Source organism: Ensifer sp. Root558, from assembly GCF_001427045.1.
In the GTDB taxonomy this organism is placed as follows: Bacteria; Pseudomonadota; Alphaproteobacteria; order Rhizobiales; family Rhizobiaceae; genus Ensifer; species Ensifer adhaerens.
On record NZ_LMGC01000009.1, the window covers coordinates 119,965 to 132,082 of the forward strand.

Annotated in this window: 13 protein-coding genes; 2 read left to right on the plus strand and 11 right to left on the minus strand. The window is 64.3% G+C overall.

All coding sequences use genetic code 11. The features are described 5' to 3' along the window. From ASD63_RS11800 to ASD63_RS11850, 11 genes are all read right to left on the minus strand, one after another. Window positions 1-593: isocitrate/isopropylmalate family dehydrogenase (locus tag ASD63_RS11800; protein WP_244497236.1), on the minus strand; the 593-nt coding region annotated here is incomplete at its 3' end. 64 nt (window positions 594-657) lie between these two features. Continuing rightward, on the minus strand, window positions 658-903 hold the full coding sequence (locus ASD63_RS11805; protein ID WP_034801765.1) for a hypothetical protein: 246 nt from the start codon (window positions 901-903) through the stop codon (window positions 658-660). Beyond that, window positions 885-2,273, minus strand: coding sequence for an amidase (locus ASD63_RS11810; protein WP_034801763.1), 1,389 nt, complete (start codon window positions 2,271-2,273; stop codon window positions 885-887). The genes ASD63_RS11805 and ASD63_RS11810 overlap by 19 nt, the downstream gene beginning before the upstream one ends. A 10-nt stretch (window positions 2,274-2,283) precedes the next feature. Next, window positions 2,284-3,258, minus strand: a complete 975-nt coding sequence (locus ASD63_RS11815; RefSeq protein WP_082566572.1) for an oligopeptide/dipeptide ABC transporter ATP-binding protein — start codon at window positions 3,256-3,258, stop codon at window positions 2,284-2,286. Then, window positions 3,255-4,271, minus strand: coding sequence for an ABC transporter ATP-binding protein (locus ASD63_RS11820; RefSeq protein WP_034801761.1), 1,017 nt, complete (start codon window positions 4,269-4,271; stop codon window positions 3,255-3,257). The genes ASD63_RS11815 and ASD63_RS11820 overlap by 4 nt, the downstream gene beginning before the upstream one ends. After that, on the minus strand, window positions 4,268-5,128 hold the full coding sequence (locus tag ASD63_RS11825; protein WP_034801759.1) for an ABC transporter permease: 861 nt from the start codon (window positions 5,126-5,128) through the stop codon (window positions 4,268-4,270). Before ASD63_RS11825 ends, ASD63_RS11820 begins: the two co-directional genes overlap by 4 nt. Beyond that, a complete protein-coding gene (locus tag ASD63_RS11830; protein WP_034801757.1) occupies window positions 5,128-6,078 on the minus strand; it encodes an ABC transporter permease in 951 nt (316 codons plus the stop codon). Before ASD63_RS11830 ends, ASD63_RS11825 begins: the two co-directional genes overlap by 1 nt. A 137-nt stretch (window positions 6,079-6,215) precedes the next feature. Then, window positions 6,216-7,691 carry an ABC transporter substrate-binding protein gene (locus ASD63_RS11835; RefSeq protein ID WP_034801755.1) on the minus strand — a complete coding sequence of 492 codons (1,476 nt, stop codon included), beginning with the start codon at window positions 7,689-7,691 and terminating at the stop codon, window positions 6,216-6,218. A 56-nt stretch (window positions 7,692-7,747) separates the two neighbouring features. Next, complete coding sequence (locus ASD63_RS11840) at window positions 7,748-8,494, minus strand: glucose 1-dehydrogenase (protein ID WP_034801753.1); 747 nt, start codon at window positions 8,492-8,494, stop codon at window positions 7,748-7,750. Between the two features lie 80 nt (window positions 8,495-8,574). Continuing rightward, on the minus strand, window positions 8,575-10,020 hold the full coding sequence (locus ASD63_RS11845; RefSeq protein ID WP_060529327.1) for an aldehyde dehydrogenase family protein: 1,446 nt from the start codon (window positions 10,018-10,020) through the stop codon (window positions 8,575-8,577). Beyond that, window positions 10,017-10,700: a GntR family transcriptional regulator gene (locus ASD63_RS11850; protein ID WP_034801749.1), complete on the minus strand. Its 684-nt coding sequence runs from the start codon at window positions 10,698-10,700 to the stop codon at window positions 10,017-10,019. The genes ASD63_RS11845 and ASD63_RS11850 overlap by 4 nt, the downstream gene beginning before the upstream one ends. 194 nt (window positions 10,701-10,894) lie before the next feature. Between ASD63_RS11850 and ASD63_RS11855 the strand changes: the two genes are divergently transcribed. Together ASD63_RS11855 and ASD63_RS11860 are read left to right on the plus strand one after the other, a co-directional pair. Further along, window positions 10,895-11,653, plus strand: coding sequence for a DUF599 family protein (locus tag ASD63_RS11855; protein WP_090426018.1), 759 nt, complete (start codon window positions 10,895-10,897; stop codon window positions 11,651-11,653). Between the two features lie 78 nt (window positions 11,654-11,731). Then, window positions 11,732-12,112: a DUF427 domain-containing protein gene (locus tag ASD63_RS11860; protein ID WP_060529328.1), complete on the plus strand. Its 381-nt coding sequence runs from the start codon at window positions 11,732-11,734 to the stop codon at window positions 12,110-12,112. Window positions 12,113-12,118: the final 6 nt, after the last annotated feature.

Here is a 12,118-nt window from a genome sequence, read left to right on the forward strand (position 1 = left end):
GACTTCATGACGTTGCGCTTTTCCATCGAGCAGACGCGGTTGTTGCGGGTGCGGGCCAGCTCGAAGGCGACGCCGGCGATGCGCTCGATCTCGTAGGTGTCGTAGACCTGGGTGTCGATGCCACGCTTCTGGCCGTTGCCGAGATCGACGATCTCCTTCGGTTCGCCGAAATAGACGCCACCGGTCAATTCGCGCACGATCAGGATGTCGAGGCCTTCGACCAGTTCCGGCTTGAGTGACGAGGCGGCGGAAAGCGCTGGGTAGCAGATCGCCGGGCGCAGGTTGGCAAAGAGTTCGAGATCCTTGCGCAGACGCAGCAGACCGGCTTCCGGGCGCACCTCGTAGGGCACCGCATCCCACTTCGGACCGCCGACGGCGCCGAACAGCACCGCATCGGCGGCAAGCGCCTTCTTCATGTCCTCTTCCGAGATCGCCTGACCGTGGGCGTCATAGGCCGAACCGCCAACCAGGCCCTCGTCCGTCACGAAGCCGGCACCAAGCTCGGCATTCATGTAGGCGATGATTTTGCGGACTTCCGCCATGGCTTCCGGGCCGATGCCGTCGCCGGGGAGGATGAAAAGTTTGCGGGCCATTGTCGGCACTCCTGTGGTTTTCAGTCGGTGTAAAGCGGCACGGCCGCGTTGATAATGATGCGGGCTAGACCGCTGCCTTCGCGCCTTCGATCTGTCCGATGCGCTCGCGCAGCGTGTTGGCGACAGCCTGCGAGGCCGGAGCGAGGGCGATTTCAAGATTGGCGTTGCCGCCGTCTACCTCGATCGCGAGTTTCGAGACGCTGACGCCGAGCCGGCGAACGATGTCGAGCAGGCGGGAAACGATGTTTTCGAGATCGCCGCTTTCGATGGTGTAACGCATGGTGTCGCTCATCATGCGACCTTTGGCCATGGGCGCTGCTGAGGGCGCATGGTCTCGAAGGCACGCGCGAGGCGCAGCACGCCGATGTCGTCGAACTGTTGGCCGATGATCTGCAGGCCGATCGGCAGTCCGCCTGAGGTGTAGCCGCAGTTGAGCGAGATTGCCGGCTGGCCGCCCATGTTGACGGCGACTGTGAAGGCGATGTGTTCGAACGGCTTCTGCGGGTCGTTGACCGGCGAGGCCCATTCAGCCGGATAGGAGGCCGTCGGTGCTGTCGGCGACAGGATGAAATCATAGCCGGAAAGTGCCGCATGCAGCGCGTTGCGCATGGCGTCGATCTGGGCGAAGCCGGTATAGACCTCGCGGCCGGAGAAATTCTCGGCCGTTTTGATCCAGTCGAAGATATAGGGCAGGATCTGCGCCTGCTTTTCCGGCGAAAGGCGCGACACGTCTTCCCAGCCGCGCGCCCGCCAGAAGCGGTCGAGACCGTCGATCATTTCGCGCGTCAGGAAGGGGCCGATCGGCTCGATGATCGCGCCGGCATCGGCAAAGAGCTGTGCCGCCTTCTTGACCGCCTGTTCCGTTTCTTGCGTGACCGACTGGCCGAAGCCGGCGTCGAGCCAGAGGCCGATCTTCAGACCCTTCAGATCACGATCAAGATCGAGCCAGGGGAGATCGGCATAGGGCAGGGACATCGTGTCCCGGGCGTCTGGCTGCGACAGCACCGACATGTAGAGTGCCGTGTCGGCGACCGTCCGGGTCATCGGGCCGGCAACGCGGCCGATAAAGGGCGGGTTGATCGGCACGCGCCCCGCAGAGGGCTTCAGACCGACGACGCCGCACCAGCCGGCCGGCAGCCGGACCGAGCCGCCGATATCCGTGCCGATGTGCAGAGGGCCATAACCGGCCGCGGCTGCCGCACCCGCGCCGGCGCTCGAGCCGCCCGGATTGGCTGAGAGGTCCCAGGGGTTGCGGGCCAGCTTGTGGAAGCTGGAAAGGCCGGAAGACAGCATGCCGTAGTCCGGCATGGTGGTCTTGGCGAGAAGGATGCCGCCTGCCTCGCGGGTGCGGGCTGCCGGCGGCGCGTCGGCGGTTGCAGGCGTCAGCGACACGGCAGCACAGCCGAGCGGCACGGCGGTGCCCTTGGTTGCGATGTTTTCCTTGATCGTCACCGGCACACCGTCGATTGCGCCCAGAGGTTCACCCTTTGCCCAGCGCTCTTCCGATGCCTTGGCGGCCTTGCGCGCCTCGGCGGGGTCATAGGCCCAAAGCGCGTTCAGCTTTGGCTCGGAAGCGTCGATGCGGGCAATCACCGCTTCGGTGACCTCGACGGGGGAAAGCTTCTTCGAGCGGTAGGCGTCGACGAGATCGACGGCGGAGAGATCGGCGAGTTCGGACATGGGGCACTTCCTAGGCAAAATGGCAGCGGGCGGACCAGGCCGGCGTCACCGGCTTGGCCTCAGGCGTTCGGGTCAGACAGATCTCCTGCCTGCGGGGACAGACGGCAGCATAGGCGCAGCCGGCTGCGGTCGTCGCGGTATGGACGGGCGTTTGCGGCGGCCCAGCGGAGCGCACCCGCTTGCGCCGTCCGGAAAACGGTTTCGGCACGGCAGCGACCAGCGCCTGAGTATAGGGATGGCGCGGGTTGTCGAAGACCTCGGCCGTCGGTCCTTCCTCGACGATGCGGCCGAGATGCATGACGGCAACCCGGTCGGTGATGGCGCGCACGACGCCGAGATCGTGGCTGATGAACAGATAGGAAAGGCCGAGCCTTTCCTGCAGGTCCATCATCAGGTTCAAAACCTGCGCCTGGATCGAGACGTCGAGTGCAGACACTGGCTCGTCAGCGACGATCAGGGCCGGCCGGGTGATCAGCGCGCGGGCGATGGCGATGCGCTGGCGCTGGCCGCCGGAGAATTCGTGCGGATACTTGTCGGCCGACGCCAAGGGTAGGCCGACGGCCTCCAGCACCTCGGCGATGCGCCGGTTGCGCTCCGTGGTGCCCGTTCCACGCTCCAGCGAAACGATCGGCTCGGAGATGATCGTCCGAACCGTGTGGCGCGGATCGAGCGAGCCGTAGGGATCCTGGAAGATCGCCTGAAACCCCTTGCGCGCCTCTCGCAGTCCGGCGCGATCGAGCGCGTAGATATCCTTGCCGGCGATCGACACCTGGCCCGATTGCGGTCGCTCCAGCCCCATCACGGCGCGGGCCAGGGTCGACTTGCCGGAGCCGCTTTCGCCGACGATGCCGAGGCTCTGGCCAGCGGCGAGTGCGACGCTGACACCATGGAGCACGCGCAGGCGGCTCTGCTTCGAGAAGATCGACGGGCGTGGCAGGTCGTATTCGCGCACCAGATCGGTGGTTTTGAGGATCACCTCGCTCACGGTGCCACCATCCTTTCGCGCGGATGAAAGCAGGCGGCGCGATGCTGCACATTTCCATCGGAATTGATCAGGTCGAGTGCCGGGATCGCCTGACGGCAGTCGGCCTCAGCGAAGGAACAGCGGTCCGCAAAGGAGCAGTGGGATGGACGGCCAAAAGGATCCGGAACGATACCGGGGATGGCATTCAGCCGCGGGCGCCCATCGCCTTGATGGCGGGAGCCAAGGGCTGCGCCATGCGGCGACGCGGCGAAAAGGCCGCGGGCATAGGGATGCGCCATGCGCGCAAAGACATCGTCCGTGCGCCCGGTTTCGATGATGCGGCCGGCATACATGACCGCGATGCGGTCGGTCATCTCGGAGACGACGCCGAGATCGTGGGTTATCAGCATCAGCGCTGTGCCGGTGTCTTCGATCAGCTCGTCGAGCAGATCGAGGATCTGCGCCTGCACCGTAACGTCGAGCGCCGTCGTGGGCTCGTCCGCAATCAGTAGATCCGGTTCGCAGGCGATCGCCATCGCGATCATCACGCGCTGCCGCTGGCCGCCGGAGAGCTGGTGCGGGTAGAGATCGAGGTCGAAGCGCGGTGCCGGCAGGCCGACGCGGTCGAGCAGCGCACGCGCTTTCTTCTCCGCATCGGCTTTCGTTTCGCCGAGATGCAGCCGCCGTCCCTCGGCGATCTGCGCGCCGATCGATTTGACGGGATTGAGCGCCGTCATCGGCTCCTGGAAGATCATCGCCGTGCGCCGGCCGCGATAGCCGCAATAGTCGGCTTCGCCCAAGCCCGCGAGATTGCGGCCGTCGAAGGAAAGTTCGCCGCGCACCCGCATGCGCTGCGGAAGCAGGCCCATGACGGCAAGGGCTGTCATCGACTTGCCGCTGCCGGACTCACCGACGATCCCAAGCCGTTCGCCGCGGTTGAGTTCGAGATCGATGTCGCAGACGATATCGACCGTGCTTTTGCCCGCGGTGAGTTCGACCGACATGCCGGCCATGTGAAGCAAGGGTTTGGTCATCGTTGCCGCCTCACGCGCGGGTCGAGAATGTCGCGCAGGCCATCGCCGAGCAGGTTGAGGCCGAGCACGGCGAAGGTGATCGCCAGTCCCGGGAAGATCGCGAGCCAGGGCGCCTGATAGATGAAGGTCTGGGCGTCGTTCAGCATCTTGCCCCAGCTCGGCATCGGCGGCTGCGTGCCGAGGCCGACATAGGAAAGGCCGGCTTCGGCGACGATCGCCAAAGCGAACTGGATCGTCACCTGAACGAGCAGCACGTGGTTGATGTTGGGCAGGATGTGCAGAAACGTGATCGCGACGTCGCCGCGGCCAGCGCAGCGCGCGGCCTGCACATATTCGCGTTTCCAGAGGCCCATCGAGGCACCGCGGGTGACGCGGGCAAAGACGGGTATGTTGAAGATGCCGATCGCGATCATCGCGTTGGTAGCGCCCGGACCGAAGATCGCGGTGATGATGACGGCGGTCAGAAGCGCCGGGAAGGCGAAGGCGAGGTCGCTCATGCGCATGACGAGACCATCGACAAAGCCGCCGCGAGCAGCCGCCCAAGCGCCAAGCGGCACGCCGATGCCGGCACCGACGAGAACCGCGACGATCGAGACGCTGATCGAGTTGCGGGCGCCGACCATGATCATCGACAGGATGTCGCGGCCGAAGTTGTCGGTGCCGAACCAATGGGCAAGGCTCGGTCCCTGCAGCTTGTCGCGGAAATTCATCGCCGTCGGCGAATAGGGCGTCCAGACATAGGAGACGAGCGCCATCGCCACGAGGATGACGGTGACGGTGGCGCCGATCGTCAGATTTCGGCTGCCGATAAGCTTGGAGATGAGGCTGGGTTGCGCGGCGGCTGCAGGAGCGGACATCAGTGGCCTCCCCTCGACAGGCGCGGATCCAGATAGCCGTAGACCAGATCGACGAGGAAATTGATGGTGATGACGGAGGCGGCAAGCAGGGTCACCAGCGTCTGCACCGTCACGAGATCGCGCTGCGCGATCGCCTGGAAGACGAGGCGGCCGATACCCGGCAGGTTGAAGACATTTTCGATGATGATCGTGCCGGCAAGCAGGAAGGAAAATTGCAGGCCGATAATGGTGACGACCGGAATGAGCGCATTGGGCACCGCATGCTTCCAGAGAGCGCCCGAACGGCTAAGCCCCTTGGCGCGCGCGGTGCGGATGAAATCCTCGCCGAGCGTCTCGATGACGGCCGAGCGCGTGACGCGTCCGAGAATGGCCGCAAGTGGCAGCCCGAGTGCGAGCGCCGGCAGGATGAGCGAATGCAGGCCGTTCCAGATGCCGCCTTCCCAGCCGGCAAAGCCGGAGGCCGGGAACCAGGCGAGCTTCAGCGCGAAGAGCAGGATGAAGAGAAGCGCCAGCCAGAAGTTTGGGATGGCGACGCCCACCTGGGCGATGCCCATGACGACGGTGTCGCCGGCCTTGCCGCGGTTGGCGGCGGCATAGACGCCGATGGCGATGGCGACGGCGACCGAGATTGCCATGGAGAGCAGCGCCAGCGGCAGCGTCACCAGGATGCGCGGGCCAAGCAGCTCCCGGATCGGAACCGAATAGGTGAGGCTCATGCCGAAATCGCCGACGACGAAGCCGCCGATCCAGTGGAGGTAGCGGATCCAGATCGGCTGATCGAGGCCGAGCTGCCGGTGCAGCGCCGCGATCGCATCTGCGTCGGCATTCATGCCGAGCATCAGCACGGCCGGGTCGCCGGGCAGCACCTGCATCAGCAGAAAGACGATGACTGAGGCGACCAGCGTCGTCAGCAAGAGCGACACGAGGCGACCGCCAATGAAGGAAATCACATCAACCTCCCGGAAAGAGCGAGCGTTGACCGGCGCCGGGTGCGTCAATCAACGGCAGATCTGCGTCCGCCCCAACGAGGGGCAGATGCTGGAGCGGGGTGCGGATTTCCGTCCGCATCCCGCTCAATGAAAGTCGATCAGTTTTCCCAATAGGTCTGGGTCTGGTCGTCGGCCGGCACCGGCATGTTCTTCCAGAGACCCTTCACCTTCTTGTTCCAGACGCCGATCTTCGGCAGCGCGTAGAGGAAGACGTTCGGTTCGTCCGCTGCGAGCTTGCGCTGGAGCTGGCCGATCAGGTCCATCTGCTCGGCCTCGGTCGCAGCCAGCGTGTAGGACTTGTAGAGCGCCTTGTATTCCGGGTTCTGGTAGTTGAAGTAGTACTTGTCGCGCGCATAGATATCGAGGTCGCGGGCTTCCGCATGGGCGATGATCGTTGCGTCGAAGTTCGAGTTCTTGAAGACCTGATCCAGCCATTGTGCGAACTCGATCGGAACGAGGTTCACCTTGATGCCGACTTCGCTGAGCATGGCCGCGATGATCTCGCCGCCGCGGCGGGCATAGGCCGGCGGCGGCAGCATGATGGTGATTTCGAGGTTCTGAACGCCCGCTTCCTGCAGCAGTTGCTGCGCCTTGCCGGGGTCATAGGGGTAGGTCTCGTTCAGATCGACATAACCGGGTTCGACCGGCGAATAATGCGAGCCGATGGTCGTGCCGAAGCCCGAGTAAGTGCCTTCGACCAGCGTCTTGCGGTCGATCGCATGGGCAAGCGCCTGCCGCACGCGCACGTCGTCGAAGGGCTTCTTCGCATTGTTGAGCGCAAGCACCACCTTGCCCGAGGTGCTGCCGACCTCAACCTGCAGGTTCGGGTCGCTCTGGAACTGGCTGACCAGTTCTGCGGCCTGGAACATCGGGAAGGCATCGACGTTGCCGGCAAGAACGGCGGCCGCTGCAGCCGAGGGGTCACTGATGAACTTGAAGGTCACTTCGCTGAGCTTGGCCGGTTCGCCCCAATAGTCGGCGTTCTTTTCCAGCACCACCTTGTCGCCCTTCGCCCATTCCTTGAACTTGAACGGGCCGGTACCGACCGGCTTGGTCTTGTTGTCGGCGGCCGACGACGGCGCGATCATGACCGCGTCGCCCCAGGCCATGTTGAAGAGGAAGTTGGAGGCCGGGCGCTTCAACGTCACGACCGCGGTTGCCGGATCCGGGCATTCGGTCTTTTCGATCGGCTCGAACAGGCCCTTCTGCGCATTGGTGGAATCGGCCGAGACGGCGCGCTCATAGGAGAATTTCACCACCGAACAGTCGAAAGCCGCGCCGTCATGGAACTTGACGCCCTGGCGGAGCTTGAAGCTGTAGGTCTTCTGGTCGTCGGAGATCGTCCAGCTCTCGGCGAGCAGCGGCTTCACCGTGCCGTCTTCCACCACCCGGACGAGACCTTCGAAAAGGTTGCCGTAGGTGATGTAGCGGATGGGTGCGGCGGCGCCCGCGGTCGGGTCGAGGCCCGGCGGCTCGAGCACCTGGCCGACGGTGATCGTATCCTTGGCCATCGCCGGCGTCAGCGACGCGGCAATGAAGCACGAGGCAAGCGCCAGTTTCGTCAAATTCATCATGGTTCCCCCGCTTTGCGGTTTCGTTGTTTATGGTCCCAGAAATCAGGTCGAAATAATCAGATCGAGCGGCCGCCGTCGACGTCGAGCGCCACGCCGGTGATCATCGACGCCTGCGGCGAGGCGACGAAGAAGGCGGCCTCCGCAAGGTCTTCCGGCTTCAGCAGGCGTCCGAGCGGAATGGAATCGCGGAACTTCTTGCGGATTTCGTCGGAGTCCTCGCCCATGAAGGTGGTCAGCAGCGGCGTTTCGCCGGCAACCGGGTTGAGCGCGACGACGCGGATGTTGAAGGGCGCGAGCTCGATCGCGAGCGCCTTGGTGGCAGAAACGACCCAGCCCTTGGTCGCATTGTACCAGGCAAGGTTCGGACGCGGCCGGTTGGCGCCGGTCGAAGCGATGTTGACGATAACGCCCGCCTTGTTTTCCTTCATGTGCGCCAGCAGCGCCCGCGTCATCAGGTAGACGCCGCGCACATTGACGCCGAGGATACGGTCGAATTCGTCGGGCTCGACCAGTTCGGCGTTCTGCGGCTTGTGGCCGATGCCGGCATTGTTGATCAGGATATCGACGCGCCCGAACTGCTTGAGACCCGCCGCAACGGCCGCATTAACGTCGGCTTCCTTGGCGATATCGGCAACCACGGCGATGGCATTGCTGCCGAGTTGCTTGGCGACGCGCTCTGCGCCTGCGGCATCGCGATCGACGACGATGACCTTGGCGCCGCCTTCGACGAAGCGCTTGGCAATGCCTTCGCCGAAACCGGAGCCTGCGCCGGTGATGAGAGCGACTTTACCTTCCAGTGACACTTTGTTGTTCCTCCCAAGGAGACTTAGATCATGGGTTGGAGCGCGATGCGGGTGGAACGCCGCCTGCGGTTTTGCGCGCTCTAGCCGTGGTAGACAGAGATGGTTTTCATGCTGGAAAAGCCGTAGAGGGCCTCAAAACCCTTCTCGCGGCCATGGCCCGATTTCTTGACGCCGCCGAAGGGCAGCTCGACGCCGCCGCCGGCGCCGTAATTGTTGATGAAGACCTGGCCGGCGTGCACGGCGCGCGCCATGCGCAACTGCCGGCCGCCGTCATTGGTCCAGACGCCGCAGACGAGGCCATAGGCGGTGCCGTTGGCAAGTCGAATGGCTTCCTCCTCGCCGTCGAAGGGCATGATCACCTGAACCGGGCCGAAGATCTCTTCCTGCACCGTGCGGTGTTGGTGCGGCACGTCGCGCAGCAACGTCGGCGCGACATAGGCGCCCTCGGCCGGCGCGTCGGCGACGATCTCGCCCTGCGCCGCGACCTTCAGGCCATCCTTGGCGGCGTCGGCAAGGAAGCCCTCGACGATCGCCTTCTGCCGCTGCGAGACGACCGGGCCGACCGAGAGATCGCTGCCAGCAGGACCGACCTTCAGGGCGCGGTACCGTTCGCTCATCCGCGCGACCACTTCTTCATAGACGGCACGCTCGACCAGAATGCGAGACGAGGCCGAGCAGGTCTGACCGGCATTCTGGATGCCGGCATTGACGAGGAAGGGGACCGCGCGGTCGAGATCCGCATCGGCAAAGACGATCTGCGCCGACTTGCCGCCGAGTTCCAGCGTCACCGGCACGGCGTTCTTCGCCGCGGCTGCCTGCACCATCTCGCCGGTGCGGACCGAGCCGGTAAAGGAGATGTGGTTGACATCGGGGTGTTCCGAAAGCGCTGCGCCCGCCTCCGAGCCGAAGCCGGTGACGATGTTGAGCGCGCCCGAGGGCAAGCCCTCTTCTTCGGCGATGCGGGCGAACTCCAAGATGGTGAGGCAGGCCTCTTCGGCCGGCTTGACGACGGCGGCGTTGCCCATGGCAAGGGCCGCGCCGAGGCTGCGGCCGAGGATCTGCATCGGGTAGTTCCAGGGGATGATATGGCCCGTGACGCCATGTGGCTCGTAGACGGTCAGTACGGTGAAGCCGTTCTGATAGGGGATGGTGTCGCCATGAACCTTGTCGGCGGCGCCGCCATAGAATTCGAGATAGCGCGCAAGCGCCACGACATCGGCGCGCGCCTGGGTCAGCGGCTTGCCGACATCGCGTGCTTCGAGCTCCGTCAGAAGGTCGATGTTGCGCAGCACACCGGCCGAAATCCGGGTCAGCACCCGGCCGCGCTCGGTCGGCGTCAGGCGTCCCCACTCACCTGAGAGTGCCGCGCGTGCCGAACGCACGGCGAGATCGATATCGTCCCGAGTGCCCCGGGCGATGCGCGCAAATTCCAGGCCGTTGGAAGGATCCCTGACGGCGATGAACTCGCCGCCCGTTGCGTCCTGCCACTTGTTCGCGATGAAATTGCCGTAGGTCTTCACAGTCATGCCTCTTTGTCAGTCCCGCGCTCTTCAAGCAGCGCCTTCAATCTCATGGCCGTCGCGTTGATGTGGGCGCGGGCCAGTTTCTCGGATTCATCAAGGTTCCGTGCGGCGATCGCCTCGACGATCAGCCCGTGTTCGGCGACCGCAGTGCTCGCCCGCTCGCTCGAAAGCGAAAAGGCTGGGGCAAAAACCTGCGAGGTCATGCGCAGAAGCGGCCCGAGCGGCGCCAGCGACGCATTGCGCGAGGCCGCAACGATCGCCTCGTGAAAGACGACGTTGGACTGTGTGTAGGCGCCTGGATCCCAGTTTTCGACGGTCTTGCGCTGGCGCTCCACCTGCTTTGCCAGATCCTTGATCTCGGCATTTGTCGCCCGCTCGGCGGCGTTGCGGGCCGCCACGCCATCCATCGCCTCACGCACCGCGTAGGCATCCAGCAGTTTCGGCAGGTCGGCGGTTGCGACCCGGACACCGCTGCCCGGCTTGTTGACGACCAGCCCGTCGCGCTCGAGCACGCGCAGCGCCTCGCGCAGCGGCGTGCGGCTGATGCCGAACTCGGCGGCGATCTTTTCCTGGCGCAGCGTCGCGCCCGGCGCATAGACGCCGGCATAAATACGTTCGCGAAGGGCCTGGGCCACTTCGTCGAGCAAGCGTGACTGGCTTCGCCATTCAAAGGATTGGTTCATCGATCCCTCCCAAGATCGAGGCAAATTGTATCCAGGATACAGGCCGAGTCAATCCGGTGATGACACATAAGTCCCAGGGATTGTCAGCAAGTGCTGGCGACGCCGTCGGCTTCGGCAGTCCCGACTTGCGCCGCCGCGTTGACGCGCCGCTCGCCGCGGCTTCTATTAGGAACTGCTATGGTGGGAGGCTGGCCGTGCAGATGCTTGATTGGATTGCGATTATCCTGTTCCTCGTGACCTGGGTGGGACTGGAGCCGATGATGGCGCTTGGTTGGCCGCGCCGGACAGACAGCCTGATGCTGGACATGGTGCGTGTCCGGCAGGCCTGGATGCGCGAGGTGCTGACGCGGGATACCAACTTCATCGGTGACGCCGCCATTCTCGGTCACACGATCAATTCGGCCTCGTTCTTCGGCTCGGCCAATCTCATCGTCATCGTCGCCATGAGCAGTGCGCTTTTCATCCAGCCGACGATTGGCCTTCAGTCGGGCATCATCGCGATGTTCGCGCCGATCGAGCCGTTGTGGCTGTTTCAATGCAAGGTGCTGCTCGTCATGGCGACCTTGCTGCGCGGGCTGTCCGAATTCATCTGGGCGGTGCGGCAGATCAACTATTGCCTCGCAGCGATCGGAGCGAGCCCTTCGCGCGAAGAAGCCCGCGACATCGCCGCATGGGCCCACGCCCTGTCGCTGATGATCAATCCGGCCCTTCGATCCTTCAGCCAGGGTGTCCGCTCCTATTACTTCACCGTTGCCGCCGCGCTCTGGTTCCTGGGGCCGATCGCCTTTCTTATCGCCATCGTCGGCTCGGTCGCGCTTCTCGTCTGGAGACACAGCTGGTCGGATACGGCCAAGGGCGTGATGGAGGTGCGCAAGCTGCTCGACGAGAGCCATCCGACGGCGGCCGCGGTAGAACCCTCAACAGCCGTCCGTTCTCCGGCGGCAAACAGCTGAGGGTTTTTGGCGTGACCGGTTGGAATTGGCCGGCGAGGTAACCACCTAGTATCCGTAACGTTCTGGAGGCGGTCGCCCATGTCAGACAATCCGATCAAGATCCCCGGTCCCGATCATCCGATCACCATCGAGCAAAACCAGGCCCGTGTCGTCGTCACCCTCGGCGGGCGCGTCATTGCCGACACCCGCGATGCGCTGGCTCTGCGCGAGGCAACCTATCCCGCTGTGCAGTACATCCCGCGTGAGGATGTCGACATGTCCTTGCTTGAGCGCACCGATCATTCGTCCCATTGTCCCTATAAGGGTGACGCCTCCTATTTCAGCATCCCCTTGGGCGGCGAGCGGTCGCGCAACGCCGTCTGGACCTATGAAAACCCGCACGCGGCGGTGGCCGCCATCAAGGACCGGTTGGCCTTCTATCCGGATCGGGTGGATAAGATCGAAGAGATCCAGCCCTAGCATCCG